Below are 16,926 nucleotides of genomic sequence, written 5' to 3'. Positions count from 1 at the left end.
AATGTCGGGTTGTGATTTTTTTGGACGCTCGACGCCCCTCGTACCGAAACGTTTCCTCTTTCGCCAATTTCATCCCGCCTGAAACACACCTCCAAACGTTGACCCTGCTATGAATTCCGATCAATCCTCACTGTGCCTTAGTCGTCGTCATAGTCTTGCCGCAATGGCCGCAGCCGCAGGCGGAATGATGTTGCCTCGCGCCGCGTCCGCATCCTCGGCGAGCCCCCTGATCCAAGGCAAGGCGGAGCATGTGATTTCGATTTGGCTTGGGGGAGGAATGGGGCAAATCGATACCTTTGATCCGAAACGACAAGGCGATCCGGCCGCGAGGAAAGCGGGCTCGTATTACCCCGCCGTCGACACCGCCGTGCCTGGTGTTCAAGTCTGCGAACATCTTCAACAGCTTGCACCGCTGATGGATCGCGTCACCGCGGTGCGTTCGGTCCACCACGAAGTGATCGATGAACATGCCGCCGCGACCAATCGCATGCACACCGGTCGCGCGGTGACAGGAACCGTCTTGTATCCATCGATCGGTTCGATTGTTGCCAATCAACGCGGTGCTGCCGCCGAAGACGCACCGCCATACGTGTTGATTGGCTATCCGAATGTGACACGCGGCCCTGGATTCCTCGGCGCCAACAGTGGTTATCTGTATCTGACCGACACCAGCCAAGGCCCGGCTGGACTGTCGCGGCCCGCCGAGATCACGGAGCAGCGACAATCACGTCGTGAACGTTTTCTTGCCAGCATCGGAACGAACGACGCTGCGATCACCGATCGTCGTGTGCGTGATTACGACGACGCAATCAAGCAGAGTTTGCAATTGAGCGGCCCCGATTTCAATCGCGTCTTTGAACTTGGCCGCGAACCCGATCGACTGCGGAACCGATACGGCGGCGAATTCGGGCAGCGATGTCTACTAAGTCGCCGCTTAGTCGAGCGTGGCGTGCGCTTCATCGAAGTCTCGCACAACTTGAATTTCCTCAACGGCGCAGGCTGGGACGTTCACAACGAAGGCATCTTGAACCAACACGAATTGATCCGCGAACTCGACACGGCAGTTTCCGCATTGATCATCGATTTGCAAGAAAAACGGTTGCTCGACAAGACGTTGATCGTGATCACGACCGAGTTTGGACGTCCACCTGAATTCGACAGCGCTGGCGGTCGGGGACATCAAGGCCGAGCGTTCTCGTGTGTGTTGGCCGGTGGCGGGCTAAACCACTGCGGTGCCTACGGCGAAACCGACGAACTGAGCAAAAAGATCGTCGCTGATCCGGTCAGTGTCCCCGATTTCTTCGCCACCATCTGCGCAGCCGTCGGTATCGACTATGGCAAATACCTGTACGACGGCGACCGTCCCGTCCCCGTCACGGACAACGGCAAACCGATCGCAAAACTGTTTGCTTGAGGCTTAGCGAAAGTAACCATCGTTTCCCTTGTCGGTCATCGGTAATCCGAAGACGCGACCGCAGTAGGGCCAACGATGCGTCATCGTTTCACGTTATTTCTTCTACAAGACGAATGCCAATGAGCTTTGTCATCGTAGAACCGAAGATTTTCTCCCAATCTTCATCGTGGCCTCGCGAACCCTTCACAACGTGATCCCCCGCTTGTGGCACGCCACTTGGCGGCCCGTTTACCACTGTTTTTAGGGCATTTTCTGTATCGCAGCCCACTTTGAGGTCTTCTTTTTGGCGGAAAATGCCAGGATGCGCGAACCCGCATTTTTCTGTATATGGAAAAAATTATCTTATAGCCGAACCCAATTGTGCGATACTTAGAGCACAGGGGACGCAAGAAACGCGTCACCCTTGTGCAAAGGGAGTTTCAACGCCACTGTGCGGTTTGGCAGCCCAGGTGGAGTGAAAACTGATCGCGGGTCCGATGTCTAGCCTTTGATGGAAGGCAAACAATGCTAGCGACTCGTTGCATCTTCTTATCTGTTTACTTTTTTTATTTTTCGTTAAACGAGACAGTCTGATGCCAACATCAAGCACAATGATTCCAACCATTAACGAGACCTCTTTTCAAGCCGAAGTTGGGCAGCTTGTGAAGGATTTAGTGGGAGCCATCCGCTCTCGTAACCCCCTGAATCCGTTGATTGATTCTTGGCATGATCCCATCTATATCAAATCGGCTGACGGGCAGATGTTGGCGGTGAACAAGGCCTATGAGCACACGTTTTCAGGTAATGTCAGCTCGGTCGGACGGTTCAGTTCCGACTTCTTAAACGAAACGATCAAGCCGGTCGCGGCGAGCTCGGATGCATTGATTGTCCAAGGCTGCACCAGCGTGGACTTTGAGCACCTTGGCCGCGATCAACACGGACGCATGCTGCTGTTGCGAACCATCAAACGATCGTTGCTGGGCAGCGGTCACACTCGCGCTGCCATTTTGGGAGTGACGCGGATTGTCGAAGTGCAAACCGAGAACCCCGGAGCATTGCGCCTACTGGACCTTGCCCGTGTTTGGGAACAGTTTGTGCGACTGGATGATCGCGAAAAGAAAGTCGCCGTGTTGGTCGCCAAAGGGGAATCGGTCAAGGACATGGCAAAAATCCTGGATGTCTCGGACAAAACGATCGAAAATCGACGCAACTCGGGCATGCGAAAGCTAGGGGTCGAGAATCAAGCGGGACTGATCCGGTTGATGGTACGCTTCCAAGACAACGGATTCCACGACTTCGGTCTTTAATGTCGCTTCGCTCTTTGGTGTCCAGCGTGATGGGTGATTAGCCTTTTACTTTGGCGTTAGACGGGTAGTTTTTATAGCGGAGCGGCGTGAGCCGCCCGGTCAATTTCAAACGTTTTACTCGCCGCAACCGCACGGGCCCCGCGCCAGCGGCTCAGTGAATCAACAGGCCGTTGACGACTTGTTGATTTAATCGAAATGCAAATCGCAACAGTGAGCCGTGGGCCGTAAGGCACCGGGTAGCGCGCGGGACCCGGCCGCTGACGCGTCAGCGGCTCAGTCAATCAACAGGCCGTTGACGACTTCCGCTACGGTCGCCGCGGTTATCGGTTGGCCTGACGAAGCACTAGGACTCTTCAGATTCGTCCGCGGATTCGGATTCGTTCGCTTCGCCTTGTTCGGCTTCAGCTTGTTCCGATTCAGGGGCTTCGAAATCGGCGGCAAAGGATTGCAGGATCAACGGCAACGAGATGTTTTGATCCATTCCCGTCGCCTCCTCAAGCGACTTAGCGATTTGGCGTGCCAAGTCGGCGAGAATCACGCCCCATGCTTGGCGTTCGTCAGTGTTGGTGGTCTTGTGCCAATGCCCCACGTTCACTTCGCAGTGCAGCGCACCGTCGGCGATCCATCCACGAAACATCTCGATCGCTTTAGGATCCTTCTCCGCTGCCGCTGGTATCGGCAACGGTTCATGTTTCTCGTGCATCGGGATCGCTCGAACAAATAACAAAGAGGCAAAGGCGGGACGGGTTCACTGCTAACAGGAGTGTTGTCCAGCAACCCCCAAGACACACGATACTGGATCGCATCACGATGCCCAACGGGGCACGTCCATCGGCGACGGCAAAAAAGGCCATCCAAGCGAAATTTCCGAGCAACCGTCTGATTCTCGGCATCGCTGACCGTTATCATGGACATCGAGTTGATCGAAACAGGCCCCGATAAACGACACGCTCGAACAAGGACCGGATGATGAGACCGTTTCGCAAAACGAATGCGACAATGACCGTGATCATAATCGCGATGGCTGTGGGTTCCGTTTACTTCAGCTCATTACATGCCGACGACGCCAATTCGGTCGACACGTTTCGCCAACAGTGGAACGATTTACGCGAGCGAATGGATGAAAATCTCGCTGACGCCGCGCAGTATCTCGAATCTCTCATTGCCAAAGATCCCGAGTCCGAGGATCTCAATACACTTCGGCACGCCGTCGCGACGCGTTTCATCGAAGCTCAACAGTACAAGGAAGCAACCGAGCAATTCGAAAAGTTGCTCGAATTCCAGTGCGACCATAGCGACAAGCCTGCGAATCAGTTCGGCATCTTGATGACGGTGCAGAGCATTCAAGACATGGTGAGGCAATCGGGTGACGACAAACCGCTGCAAACCGCCGTCGATCGTGGCATCGAAGCGTTGCAATCCAAGAAACGCCAGGATCAACCAACGGCTCTATTACCGCTTTCCCAATTGGTGGTTTTGAAGGCCCATTTTTTGGTCGCGGACGATCAACAGGATGACGCGGGGGCCATCGTGCAATCCGTTTTGCAAAAACTTGTTTCAGCAACACAATCAGAACGCGCTGACGAAGAGACGATGCAGGCGTTGCTTCGTATGTTGCGAAGTCTGACGACGGCGGACCGCGAGAACGACCAATGGCGAGAAAAATACATCACGATGCTTGACCAAACCGTCTCCGCGGCCATGGACGCCTACCCTGAATCGGCGGCGATCCAGAACGAGTATGCGGAGACGCAGTACCTGATGATCACGCAGTGGCGTCAAGATGATCCCGATGCAACGACCGAGCGGATCAAGGAAGTGGCAGAAAAACTTGGATCGGTCGCTGTGCGAAATGCCTCCGTTCGTGCGGTACTTCGCCGTTTGGATCTGCACCGGGAACGGATCGCAGCGGTGAAACCGGTCGACAGTTTGATTGGCAAACCGGCGCCGCCGTGGGATGTGGACGCTTGGGTCGACGCATCGCAAACCACGCAAGCGTCACTCAAAGGCAAAGTGGTGCTGTTAGATTTTTGGGCAATGTGGTGCGGCCCCTGCATCGCCACGTTCCCTCATTTGCGGCAGTGGCGTGAAGAATTCGGCGAGCAAGGCTTCGAGATCATCGGCGTGACGCAGTACTACAATTTCGACTGGGACGAGGAAAAATCGCAGGCTGCACGATCCAAGGACGATGTGCCCCCGCCGACCGAACGGTTTGCGATTGCCCGCTTTTTGGAACATCACAATTTGCAGCATCCGGTGATGGTGACCCCCAACGAGAGCGAGATGCCGAGCGAATATGGGGTGCGAGGCATCCCACACGTCGTGCTGATCGATCGTGATGGCGTTGTTCAATTCGTCAAAACGGGGGCCGGGGAGGCGGCAGCCAAAGAAATCCACGCCGAGATCAAGGCATTGTTGGGATCCGACGAAAAAGCGGAATGATCGGGCTGGCGCGGCTGCGAATTTTCCCGAACTTGGGGCGTGGGAATCTGTGTCACAAGCGGTTAGAATTCCGCAGAGTTGTCAAACCCGCGTTTTCAACTCACAAGCGCCCATAGCTCAGCTGGATAGAGCAGTTGACTTCTAATCAACAGGTCGTAGGTTCGAATCCTACTGGGCGTGCTAATGGCTTAATCACGATCGATCGGTAGCCCGTGGAACCTAGTGTTTTACGGGCTTTTTTGTTGGTCGTGATTGGCTCTGATTCGTCGCTTACGGCAGAGATGACACCGCCAGTGACACCGCCGGACACCGCCACGCCTTTTATCGCCTCGGTGACAGCTCGCTCCCAGTGTGCGTCGGTCGTCTGTAGATAGTGACGCTCAGCGATCCGGCTCGACTGCCCAAGCCAGGAGTTCACGCAGTGATCGGGGAACCGGTCAGACAAATCAGTACGGCACGATGCACGAAGATTGACAAAGCACTTCTGCCAAGGCACGAGTCCTGCCGCTTCGACGATTCGGTGAAGCTGCGTCCGCAGATTGCTCTCGCTGTCGCGGTGAGTCTGGACACATCGGTGATTGTGCATCAACGCCTGCTCTCCGGCCTCGGTGGCTGCCGTCTCAAGGATTGGGCGAAGCTCCGGGAAAAGCGGGCAGAACCGCAGCCCGGTTTTCGGCGAATCGATCCGAAGTCGGTTGTCGTCCCACTGGATGTCCGACCACCGCAGTGTCGTAACCTCGCTGGGGCACCGGAAACCTGCATATCGACATAGCCCGAAGATCAACGCCCACTCTGTGTCGCACTTCTGGAGAATCTTGACGGCATCTGCACGGCTGACGTAGTGGTCCCGATCTCGGTTCACTTCACCACCGATCTTGGTTTCCGCGCCTGGGTTCGTGGCGATGATCTTTCGCCGCACCGCTTCTTTTAGCATGGTGCGAACCATCTTGGCTCGCTTGTTGGCGGTCGACTGGGCCAAACCATCCTGAGGCATCCAGCGATGCCACTTTTCGAAATCAATCGGGGTAACAGATGCCAGCGTCCGCTCGGCACCGAAGTATTCAACAAATGACTTCGCGCCTTGTCGGTAATTTCGCGCCGTCCGTCCTTCCCACTTATCCTGAATCAATCGTTCAAAGAAGGTGCCGCAGAAGCGGTCCTCGGACTCGACAACAATTCGCGTCTCAACAAGCCCCCACTTCACAAGGGACTGGTGAATGCGTTCGTCGACACCGTTCGCCCACTTAGCTGCCTCGGCTGCGGGTGCGACGTTCGCTGCACTCGCTCTAACAAGCTCATCGATATGTCTCGCAACCGCATCAGCGGCTCTTTTGGACATGGGACCAAGCCATAGCGACCGGCGTTTTTTCTGATGCCTGAACTGCAACCGCCAACCAGTACGCCCGCGGTCAGACTCTTTTCGCAAACTCGCCATCGTGTCACCTCTCACGTCACCCATAAGAAGAAAGAGCAACGGCGGACCGGTGGGTGATGACCGGTTTTCGGGAGCTTACCCCTAGCCGTTGCGAAGTCAGTCTAGCAATCTCGATGCCTGCGTGTATGTAGATTTATCAGGCCCAGTCGGAAGGCCCCTACGCGCACGCGCGCACGCGCGAGCAACATATTTCACGCTTCGGGGCTCCCATCAGGCCCAAAAACGCCTTGTTCGTTGTCGGATTTCACGGGCCTCGGTATCACAGCGAGAGCACCGCCAATCGTCATCCATGCGCTGGGTGTCGCAAACTCTCCGGCATCGTGGACACGTTGGGACGTCGGCCGGATCCATCTCATCCATCGCCAAGTGTCGCTCTGCGTCATCGTCGGCGGCCATGCCCCAAGCAAGCCTACGTGTGCGTTCGTCTGTCGCTGTGATGTCCACCGTCGCACCGGGAACGATGGGGGCGTGAGTGCTGGCTATTGCGTCCATTAGTTGACCTCCCGCGATTGAAACATGGTGTACTTGCCGAGTAGCTCCACCGGGAAAATGCCCTCCGAGTCGTTTCTCATCTTGGCCACGATCATCTCGTAGTCTGTAGAGTGCTCACAGAGCTGATGCAGCATGATGACACCGTCAGCGTCCTGCTCGATCGACCCGCTATCTCGCAGGTCTGACAGCCTCGGGCGTCTTGCCTTGCTAGCTTTCTCGACATCTCGGTTTAGCTGCGACAAAGCGATCACCACGACGCCAAGCTCTCGGGCCAGTTGCTTGAAGGCTTTCGAGTTCGCTGTCACAAACTCGTAATCTGTTTGTCGTGGCGATGACTTGCTCATGAGCTGCAGGTAGTCCACCGCCAACACGTCGATGCCCCACTTTGCTTTGGCGAGTCTCGCTTGCGCTGCAATGGCTTCAATCGTTGCTGCTTTGCCCCTGGGCGCTCCGATGTGTATCACGCTGTGCTGTGTGTCGGTGACGACTTGCCGCAGGCGGGCCAACTCGCCATCGTCCAGCAATCTTTCGCCGCTGTCATCGACCTCCAGCAGCTTGCCATCGATTTGGGCCCGCTCACTCAGTATCCGCGACGCAAACTCATTTGCATCCATCTCCAGCGAGATGCACAGCGATGGCTTTTCTCGGATGTCGAGCGAGTTGAGAATTTGCTTCATTAGCGCCGACTTTCCTCGCCCAGGTCTCGCGGCAATCACGTATGACCCACCGCGTCGCAGACCTCCATACGTCTCATCCAGGCAGGGTATGCCGGTCGGGATCAGCTTGCCGACGTCGGACGTCTCGGGATGCTCTATCAGCGCTAGACGCTGCAGTGCCGCCTGATGCAGACTCATCGTGTCCGTAGTCGTCGATCCGTACGCTACCACGTCATCGATCTTGGCTCGGATGATGTTGGCCGCCTCGATCGGATCGTCGGCCGCCTCGATGTCGTCGGCGAATTGCTTGGCGATGGCTCTGAGCTGTCGGCGTGCCGAGTGCCGCCTGACGTCCGTAGCGTACGCTGTCGCGTTAGCGGATACCTCTTTGTCCGTGTATCGCTTGGTGAATTCACTCTTGCCACCGAGAGCCTCCATCAGCCCTGCATCTCGGATGTGAGCCAATAGCCGCCCAATGTCGCGAGTCGACTCATTAGCGCAGTCCATCGATGTGACGATCTCCCACAGCCGACGATGGTGATCGCTCGCGAAGTCGCTGGCATCGACGATAGCGGACGTCTCCCAAATCGTGTCGGGATCGGAAATGACGGCAGCGAGTAGGCACTGCTCAGTCTCGGTCACGCGTTCTCGGTCGGTCGGACGGTCATGATTGGTCATTGGGGGGTCTCCGTCGTTTGATTGGTTGTGGTGGTGTCGGTGGCTTGTATTGAGCGGCTCCGCTTCTCGATGGCCTTCGCATTTGCGCGTCGAGCTCTGCGAATTTATTGCGTAGCTTGGCGGGGCACAGAATGTTCGCCGACCAGAACCTATCCGCGTTAGCCCAGCCGAATACCTCTCGGATCTCATCGAGCGTCAGAGAGTCCTGCTCTCGCATCAGTCGGATGGTGTCGGCCCAGTTGTTAAGATTGGGCTCTTTGGTTCTGGGCGCGACGTCTTTGATCTTGGTGAGCATCCACCTTGCAAAGTCCAAATCGGAATCGTCGAAGCGCAGCTTGGACTCCGAGGTTTTCTTCCCCTTCTTTACCCTTCTTCTATCCGTGTTAGCTATCGTATCAGCGACCGTATCAAAGTTTGATACGCTCACCCCGGTTACCGTGTCAGAATTTGATACGCTCGACTGCTGATTTTCCCAGTCCAGGATCGTCAGGAGGGTGTACCGAGGCGTGCTCTCGACAGACACGACTCCGAAAGCAGCAAGCGAGTCTATGCGCTTTCGTAGGGTGGTCACGCTCTGCGGTTTGGCCATTGGGCCACGTAGCCGCTCGGGCAGCTCTCGCCACGCGAATACCATTTGCCCAGGCTGGATAATTCGGCCTTTGAATTTGGCGCTTTTCCAATTGACAGAGAGCATCAGCATCACATACGTGTGGAATAGCCCCTCATCAGACATCACGTCTGAATCGAGCACCTCGCGGTAAAGGCGTATGTATCCGGTCCTCATGCCCCACCCCCAGTCAGTCGCTGATAGACGACCGCAGCTAGACTACATTTGCGACCATCAGGCACGCGGTTGTATCGACTCAGCCGCTTGACAAAGTGTCCGGCTCGCGAGCCCTCGACGTGCAGCATGCCGTCATCGATCCAGAGACGTGAGCACTGCCCCATGGCGCACAGCACGTGATAGCTGGCGCCCAAACGCAGGTCCTCGATGCGGTCGATCTCATCGTCCGTACAGCCCTGCTCGGTCAGTAGCTGGCGTCGGCGTCGATGTTCAGCCAGTCGTATCGCCAGACGGTCGGCCGCCGCCATCTCGGCTACCTGTCGTGCGATCTCACCCACGCGTCCGGCGATCTTGTTCGAGCTTGCTCCATTTTCGGACTGGGCTCGGTCTGATCGTCCGCTATGATGTGAGTGTTGTCGCCTGCCAGAGCGATTTTGCTTGGGGGTGTGGTCAGTCAGCATGGCCATCACCCCCTTTTTCGCTTGCGGCGGCGAGTGCCGCGATAACGGCATCAGGCTGATTTAGCCGCCGACTCCCAATCGTGATGCTGGGGATCTCTCCGGCTGCTCTTTTACGATCGACGGTCGGCCTCGACACACCCAGCAGGGCGGCCATGCCGTCACCGTCCTCCAGCGATGGCTTGGACGACTTGGACAGTAGGGGCTGCAGGGCCTCGACGACGCTGGCAGAGATAGCCGCTATCAGCTCATGGAGGTCGACGGATTCGATCACTGTCGCGCGTTTTGGATTAGACATCGTGGGCCACCTCCTTCGACTCGGGGGTGTGTGCCTCTATCTCGATGCGTTCAAGCTCTGCCGCAGTCCTAATCAGTAGCTCAAGCCGCTTTGCCTCGGCGACTATGATCCTGAGTCTGGATCGGAGCGTCTGCTCGCTTGGGATCGATACGATATCGCATCCGGTTTTCTGATTTTTCGCCATTGGTTTCCTCCATTTGTGGCGTGATGGGGGAATGCTATGGCGAGCGAGTTATCAGAATCATCCCATAGAGTTATCAGGACTTTCTTTTCGTTGCTTTTTTCTTCTGATAGCCATGATAGAGCCTCACATCATTCGCGCCGTCTTTGTCGATGTGCATGTTCTTTTTGTTCTCTCGCAGCGCATCGTTGATGACGTTCTTGACGGCAACAAATCGCCTTGTTTGGGCTGATCGATCGACACCCGGGATTAACACATCCAGGATATCGCCGTAGTCAGTCACACCATTCGCTACTGAATTCGCCAGCCGATGGTTGTCTGTACCGACCGACCATTTGTGCCTTGCAAAATCGCGCAATGCGACCAGCCTCTTCTCTTCTGGCGTTTCTGGTGTGGCCTCATCCGGGTCATCGCCGATCGACTCATCCGCCTTGGGCGGCACTTCGCGCTTCGGTCGCATGTCGTACACCGGATCCGTGGCAGGCGGGGGTAGCTCACCAGCCAGCCCGATGGCAAAGCTCTTTCTGATTAGAGCCTGCTCTTTTCGCAGCCTATCGAGAATCAGCTTCTTGATATGGGGGTGGAATGGATTGTTAGATTGGCGGTCTCGGTATCGCTGCAATCGGTCGATCTCTTGCGGTGTTCGCTCTGACTCCGGCTTCTCGGCGATGTAGCTTGCCTCACGATAGTGGTCGGGGGCCAGCAGGTTCCAAAACGCAATGCGACTCTCTACGTCGGCGATTGCCTGCCATGCGGCTCGATATTCCGACTCAGGGACGATGAAGTTTTCCATCCCTGGGTACCAAGAGTAGTAAACGGGGTGGGCCGGAATAGTGAATTCGTCCATGTCGTCTAGCAGTGGTCCCATGCGACCAAACATGCTCTGAAAGTAAGCGTACTGGCATTCCAGCCGATCCAGTTGCTCTTGGAATAGCTCAGCCATCTCGTCGATCGACAACGGCTTACCGTCTCGCGTGCACCTGACATTGGGCTCCAGCATGCAGTTTTTCGACAGCGAGCTCACGACGCGTTCCGCAGTTTTATATGCGTCGGCAGCGAGGTCTCGCCAAGTTAACTGGCGAAGCTCCAAATCTACAGATTTGTCATCAGCCATCAGAATCACCTTGCTTGCTTGAAGGGCCAATCTAACCGAGTGAGCGCAAGGTGTCGCACCACTCGGCTAGATCGCTCGGCCGGGATCAGCGGCTTACCCACATTCGCCGTCGGATCAGGACAGCAATTCGTTTAGATGTGGAGATCAGTCCACAGAGGCAATTGTCTTGACAAAAGAGCCACTGTCCAGGGCATTTTCCCGTTTGATTGGTCCTGATACGTCCTGTCGGCGATTTAACGTATCGGATAGCCAACTCGATAGATTACGCCCGATTGGCCTTTTGTCGCGTCTCGATCGATGACAGAGGTCATCCCGTCGATATGAATATCACGGGGCAATCGCAATGTAACCTGATTTGCGCAGCGGTAAGCTATTGCGATTATTTAATGTCACTGTTTTCCAGGGCTTCTTCGGGGAGCAGATGCCCAAATTTTTCACGAAGATATTCCATACCTTCAGAGTTGTCGCTGACGGTAAGTTCGAGCTTGTCCTGAATCCAGGCGAGCCTGACCTTTGCAGCCTGAATGACCTGTGCCCACGTCAATGCCCAAATTTCATAGTCGGGCGAACTGGTCACGAGTCCTGGTTCACGATTGTGTTGATGGACGTCAGCTTTGGCGTCCTCGGCAATTCCATCGCTGAGAACAACAAACTTCCAGCTTGTCTTATTTTTGTCGAAGTACTTATTGTTGACCACTTTGCTTGCGTATCGCTTAACCTGACCAATTTCGGTCTGTGAAACATTTACGAGCGGTCGCTTTAGCTCTATCACAAAATGCTCGAATTCCTCTTTTCCTCGTCGAAGGTACTGTTGCCAAAGGAGGAGATCAGGAACATCGGCCAACTCGGTAATTCCCTGCTTTGTCTGCTTGTCTAGTGGCGCCAAACCAAGAACGTCACGGTGGGTGTCCAATACTGTTTTTAAGCTGACATCATCGCCGCCGAGTGTGTATTGGTCTCCGAAAAGCCAAAGTTCCTCAACAAGAATTCGATGAAGTTGAGTGCGTTCTTTCAGGCGGGTTCGGATGGTCTTTTTGTGAAGTATCTGCTCTAGACCATTGATGAAGGCAAGTCGATCCGAGACTGTATTGGCGGCGGTAATAATCGCTCCAAGACTGGTCTTTTTCAGCAGCTGGGCCAAATGCTCCTGCTGTTCCTCGGATAGCTTTAACACCTCTTTAAATATGAGGTTTAAATTGGATGGATTGTTCTCTAATGCCTCCTTCAGCAAACGATACGTGAACTGCCGGGAATTCTTGTCCGCATTGTCAAACTGAGGAAGGAATTCGTGAACAGTTGCGGCGCAGATGTCGAATACTTGCTGCTCAACCTTCTCGACGGGATTCTTGGGAACATGGGAATAAGGGTAAATCCCTTCACCACGGATTCTATCGGCTACGTGTTGGGCCTCCTCTGCCTGACGTGTCCGGAAATAGTTCTTCAGATTTCCCCGCGCAAGATCTTTGAATCGACGAACTGTCGGGCTGAGATCCCCCAGCGCCAAACCACCACCATCGCTAAGACTGCGGATCTCGTCTGAAAGAATATAGGCAGTGAATGGAAAACGGACGCCTTTCATTTCGAGAGGGGTTTCATCAAGAGCTACTCCATGTTCATCGCACCAAAAAAGGCTTCCCTTTCTCGCTTTATTCCATTCGAGAATTCGCAATTTAAAGTCCAATGGAGCTTCATCCCCGGTTCCCTTGTCTTTGATTTCCAGTAACTCGTTTCGAGTAACGGCATTTCCAATATCAAGCGACTCGCCGTCGTACTTGATACGGATGCCGGAATTAGCCATCAAAAAAGGCGCTAGCCGGTGCGTGAGACTCGACAGCCTTGACTGATTGTCTAGGCCAGAAACCGCGTTGTGAACTTGTCTGATGACTACTTCGCAACCTGTTTGACCATCCACACTGACAGGCTGGCCTATCCTGGCAGACTTCAATTGTCCCTTCTCAAGAATAACTGAAAATGCTTGCACACTCCCATTCCGCAACGTGCGACTCTTCCACTCAATCTGCCCCCCAAGCGAGAAAGCCTTGTATCTTCCTTGTCCTTCCTTTCCATGGTATGGGCGGTCAAGTTTCGGACTTCGACGTCGCAACCGTTTAGAAGATCCACCTATGCTTCCGAAGATTGCTTCGGTGTCATCGACTGCAATCCCGTGTCCGTCATCAGACACGATGATTTCGGTGATACCGTCTATTTCATTACGGGTAAAAGCGACGTCGATTTTTGACGCCTCTGCATCAATCGCATTCCAAATCAGCTCCTCGAGAGCCAAGTCTACCGAAACCCTTGTGATTTTCTCCAAAGCATCCGGTTCGATCCCTACTTCGATCGTTTTCAGCGGTACATTCATTTAGTGTACCCAATCGAGTAAATTCCCTGTCCCTCGCCCTGATAACTGTCGTAGATGTGTTGGTATACGGTGTCGCATTTCTGCTCATACAGCTCTGGTGTGTAGGCTCGCGGCAGTTCGTCGAGGATCGTTTTGACAGTCGTGTAGACGTCGGCTCGGGTCCGCTGCTTCTTTCGCCAATCGAGCACGAGCTTGGCTTCCTTCAAGGTTTGCAGCAGCATCCGAGCTACCTTTTTCACTTCCGCCTTTTCCTTTGGCGTGATATCGAATTCAGGCTTGGTCAGAAGGTCAAATAGAGCCAACTCTTCCTCGGATAATTGCTCTGCAACGCCACGCTGCTCTTCCATGCTAAGCTCCTTCACAAAGTCGGTCAGCTTCGCGAAGAAACCATTGACGTCGAGTCCCTTGTTGTACTCGTCGATCAGCTTCTTGAACTTCTCCATCAAGTCCGTGCGGGTCCTGTTTAGCGTGACCATATTAGTCAACTTGGCACCGACGGCGCGTTTCAGATTCTCGGCTTCGGTCCGCTTTCGGCCTTTTTCAAAGTGAGCTTTCAGCGCATCAAAATCAATCTGGCTCAGGTCGAGCAATGACGTGGCTTCCGTCGCATGGATGACATAGCCCTTGGTGGCAATCGAATCGTCCAGCAGATCCCCCACCGCTCCCATGATGTCATCAATATTGGCTTCCTCGCTGAAGCTGCGAATCTTCTCCGCCAGTACGGCCAGACACGTCTTGATCGGCGAGAACTCATTTGCCGATGGATCCGGTAAGATCGCCTTGAAAAGTCGGATGACCTGATTGGCGAGCGACAGGTACTTTTTCTTTAAATCATCATTCACGATGACCTGTTCCACCGCGTCGTCGATGGCATCGGCAACCTTTCGGTCAACCAAGCTCGTCGCCGCCTCATCCAGGAACGCGATTTTCTGGAAGCCTTCTGCTTTGAGAATCGCTTCGAGATCCACGCCTCGTTCTTTGCAGAAATCGACCGCTTCGGCGATGGCGAGTCGCAAGTCTTCGACCAGTTCCTCTTTCTTCTCGATCGGGCATTCTCCGGGCTCCACGCCTCCACCTGAGGTCGAACCGTAGATTGCCAACGCCTTTTCCAGATTGCGGAACACCCCCACATAATCGACGATCAAACCATTGTGTTTGTCTTTGAAGACGCGATTTGCACGTGCGATTGTCTGCATCAGCGTGTGGTTCTTCATCGGCTTGTCAAGATAGATCGTCGAGACCGATGGCGAATCAAACCCCGTTAACCACATCGCACAGACAAAGACCAATCGGAACGGATCGTCGGGTTCTTTGAACTTAGTCTCCATGTCCTCTTTGACCATCCGTGTTCGGTGCGGCTCGATGTCGAGCCCCTTCGCCTTGAAGTCCTCAATCTCGTTCTGCTGCGACGACACGATCACGGCCATGTCGGTCTCTTCCATGAAATCAATTTGTCGCTGCAACTCCTGACGCTTGGCGGCGTTGAAATCGGCAGGGTGTTCCGCGGCCAGCGAAAGCCCCTCGCTTCGTCCCGTGACGGTCGCTCCGGAGGCGGTGCTGGCTAGACCGGGCATTGCTGCTAGCTGGGCCTTCAGTCCGCCAAGATACGCCTTCCAGTACTTCTGCACCTTGTCGTACATCTTCACGGCGGTCACCTTATCGATGCAGATCACCATGCCCTTGCCGCTTTGTTTGCGGCCCATGAAGTGCGACACCAGATCTTCGGCAACCTTTTCGAGTCGGTCGTCGCGAGTGATTAGGTGATACTCGCGGGCAAATTCTCGTTCCAGCTTCTTCTGTTGTGATTCGTCCAGTTCCGCCTTCTCGACCAACGTCTCCAATTCCTCCTTGAAATTCTCGTTGGCCAGCTGTAGTTCGGGTATCCGGTTTTCGTAGAACAGCGGTACCGTCGCACCGTCCTCGATGGACTGTTGGAAGTTGTAGATGCTTACGTAGTCACCGAAGACTTCTTTGGTTTTCTCTTCGCCCGCCATCAAGGGTGTTCCAGTGAAGCCAATGAACGCGGCGTTGGGTAACGCGTTCCGCATGTTCAGCGCCAGTGTGTCGTACTGGCTACGATGGGCTTCGTCCGTCATCACGATAATGTCGCTGCGGTCCGACAGCTTCGGGAACTTCTCGCCCGGCTTTACTCCGAACTTTTGAATCAGCGTGAAGATGAAGCGATGATCTTCACTGAGAAGCTGTTTCAGGTGGGCGCCGCTTTCGGCTTGGCAGTCTTCGGTCACGACGCCTGTACTGGCAAAGTTCTTGTAGATCTGTTTGTCGAGGTCCTGCCTATCGGTGATGACCACGAACGTCCAATTGCCGGTGAGCTTGCGTAAGACCTTCTGAGCAAAGAACGCCATCGAAAAACTCTTGCCGCTACCCTGGGTGTGCCAGAACACGCCCAGTCGGCCTTGGTTTTCTTTGATCTCCGCCAGCGCATCGACAGCATTGTTCACCCCGAGGAACTGGTGGTTCTTGGCGGTGACTTTCGTTACGCCCCCCTTGGATTCGTCGAACAGCGTAAAGTTCTCGGCCAGATCAATCAGTTGCTGTTTGCCGCAGGTGCCTCGGATCAGCGTCTCCAGCGAGATGACGCCGTGTTCGCCCTCGGAGTTGATGCGTTTCCAATCGGCAAAATGTTCCCAGCCTGCCGTCATGCTGCCGACCTTGGCCTGCGAGCCGTTGGACAGGATGACCAGCGCGTTGTACCAGAAGACCTGCGGAATCGTGGTCTTGTAGTCTTTCAGGTTGTGTTTGTAGGCATGTTCGATCTTGCCGTGGCTCTTCTTGAGTTCGATGAAGATCAGGGGCAGACCGTTGACGAAGCCGATCAGGTCGGGACGTTTCTTGTAGATGCCGCTCGGTGATGAGATCCAGAACTGCGAGGCGAGAAAGAAGTCGTTGTTCTCGGGATCGTTCCAGTCGATGACGCGTACCGTCTCGTCGGTCTCTTCGCCCTCGTCGTTCTCGAAAGTGACTTTCACGCCATCTTTGAGCAGCTTGTAAACCTCACGATTCGCCTGCACCAGACTCATCGCCCCGCGATCACGGGTCAGTTCCTCGATGGCTAGATTGAGCGCCTCGCTGTCCAGATCGGGATTCAGCTTCTGCAAGGCACTTCGCAGCTTCGGAACCAGCACGACCTCTTCGGTGGTTTCCCGTCCCAGCGTCGACTCGCTGGCGCCGACTTTTTCGTAGAAACAGTTAGCCGTTTCGTAGCCGAGTTCTGAGAACAGGGCGATGGCCGGTTGTTCGACGAGCGTGTCTTCGGAGTAGTCGGTACTCATAGTCACCCAAACCTTAATTTCGCTTTCGGATTC

General features: G+C 54.8%; 13 protein-coding genes and 1 tRNA gene. 4 read left to right on the top strand and 10 right to left on the bottom strand.

All coding sequences use genetic code 11. From position 1 onward, the window contains the following. The first annotated feature begins 109 nt into the window (after positions 1 to 109). Positions 110 to 1,414 carry a DUF1501 domain-containing protein gene (locus tag ABEA92_RS23120; RefSeq protein WP_345686659.1) on the top strand — a complete coding sequence of 435 codons (1,305 nt, stop codon included), beginning with the start codon at positions 110 to 112 and terminating at the stop codon, positions 1,412 to 1,414. Between the two features lie 590 nt (positions 1,415 to 2,004). After that, the gene (locus ABEA92_RS23115) at positions 2,005 to 2,700 is read left to right on the top strand and encodes a helix-turn-helix transcriptional regulator (RefSeq protein ID WP_345686657.1); all 696 of its coding nucleotides are present in this window, start codon (positions 2,005 to 2,007) and stop codon (positions 2,698 to 2,700) included. Positions 2,701 to 3,043: 343 nt separating this feature from the next. Here ABEA92_RS23115 and ABEA92_RS23110 read toward each other — a convergent pair whose 3' ends face one another. Continuing rightward, the gene (locus tag ABEA92_RS23110; protein ID WP_345686655.1) at positions 3,044 to 3,403 is read right to left on the bottom strand and encodes a DUF5076 domain-containing protein; all 360 of its coding nucleotides are present in this window, start codon (positions 3,401 to 3,403) and stop codon (positions 3,044 to 3,046) included. A gap of 296 nt (positions 3,404 to 3,699) precedes the next feature. On the opposite strand from ABEA92_RS23110, the gene ABEA92_RS23105 reads away from it, so the two are divergent. Further along, the gene (locus ABEA92_RS23105) at positions 3,700 to 5,142 is read left to right on the top strand and encodes a TlpA family protein disulfide reductase (protein ID WP_345686653.1); all 1,443 of its coding nucleotides are present in this window, start codon (positions 3,700 to 3,702) and stop codon (positions 5,140 to 5,142) included. 106 nt (positions 5,143 to 5,248) lie between these two features. Then, positions 5,249 to 5,322 (top strand) — tRNA-Arg (locus ABEA92_RS23100). Here ABEA92_RS23100 and ABEA92_RS23095 read toward each other — a convergent pair. The 9 genes from ABEA92_RS23095 to ABEA92_RS23055 all read right to left on the bottom strand — a co-directional run bounded on the left by ABEA92_RS23095 (position 5,288) and on the right by ABEA92_RS23055 (position 16,893). Next, positions 5,288 to 6,481, bottom strand: a complete 1,194-nt coding sequence (locus tag ABEA92_RS23095; protein ID WP_345686651.1) for a tyrosine-type recombinase/integrase — start codon at positions 6,479 to 6,481, stop codon at positions 5,288 to 5,290. The genes ABEA92_RS23100 and ABEA92_RS23095 overlap by 35 nt on opposite strands. A 587-nt stretch (positions 6,482 to 7,068) precedes the next feature. Beyond that, complete coding sequence (locus ABEA92_RS23090) at positions 7,069 to 8,403, bottom strand: replicative DNA helicase (RefSeq protein WP_345686649.1); 1,335 nt, start codon at positions 8,401 to 8,403, stop codon at positions 7,069 to 7,071. Then, a complete protein-coding gene (locus ABEA92_RS23085) occupies positions 8,390 to 9,139 on the bottom strand; it encodes a hypothetical protein (protein WP_345686647.1) in 750 nt (249 codons plus the stop codon). The genes ABEA92_RS23090 and ABEA92_RS23085 overlap by 14 nt, the downstream gene beginning before the upstream one ends. A 44-nt stretch (positions 9,140 to 9,183) precedes the next feature. Further along, the gene (locus ABEA92_RS23080; protein WP_345686645.1) at positions 9,184 to 9,654 is read right to left on the bottom strand and encodes a hypothetical protein; all 471 of its coding nucleotides are present in this window, start codon (positions 9,652 to 9,654) and stop codon (positions 9,184 to 9,186) included. Next, a complete protein-coding gene (locus ABEA92_RS23075; RefSeq protein WP_345686643.1) occupies positions 9,638 to 9,943 on the bottom strand; it encodes a helix-turn-helix transcriptional regulator in 306 nt (101 codons plus the stop codon). The genes ABEA92_RS23080 and ABEA92_RS23075 overlap by 17 nt, the downstream gene beginning before the upstream one ends. Next, complete coding sequence (locus tag ABEA92_RS23070; protein ID WP_345686641.1) at positions 9,936 to 10,127, bottom strand: hypothetical protein; 192 nt, start codon at positions 10,125 to 10,127, stop codon at positions 9,936 to 9,938. Before ABEA92_RS23070 ends, ABEA92_RS23075 begins: the two co-directional genes overlap by 8 nt. A 73-nt stretch (positions 10,128 to 10,200) precedes the next feature. After that, on the bottom strand, positions 10,201 to 11,238 hold the full coding sequence (locus ABEA92_RS23065) for a hypothetical protein (protein WP_345686639.1): 1,038 nt from the start codon (positions 11,236 to 11,238) through the stop codon (positions 10,201 to 10,203). Positions 11,239 to 11,617: 379 nt separating this feature from the next. Beyond that, positions 11,618 to 13,600 carry an ATP-binding protein gene (locus tag ABEA92_RS23060; protein ID WP_345686637.1) on the bottom strand — a complete coding sequence of 661 codons (1,983 nt, stop codon included), beginning with the start codon at positions 13,598 to 13,600 and terminating at the stop codon, positions 11,618 to 11,620. After that, complete coding sequence (locus ABEA92_RS23055) at positions 13,597 to 16,893, bottom strand: type I restriction endonuclease subunit R (RefSeq protein WP_345686635.1); 3,297 nt, start codon at positions 16,891 to 16,893, stop codon at positions 13,597 to 13,599. Before ABEA92_RS23055 ends, ABEA92_RS23060 begins: the two co-directional genes overlap by 4 nt. Positions 16,894 to 16,926 lie beyond the last annotated feature (33 nt).

This window comes from Novipirellula caenicola (genome assembly GCF_039545035.1).
GTDB lineage: Bacteria > Planctomycetota > Planctomycetia > Pirellulales > Pirellulaceae > Novipirellula > Novipirellula caenicola.
Note: the sequence above shows the minus strand (reverse complement) of the source record. Positions and strands in the feature narration are given on the sequence as shown.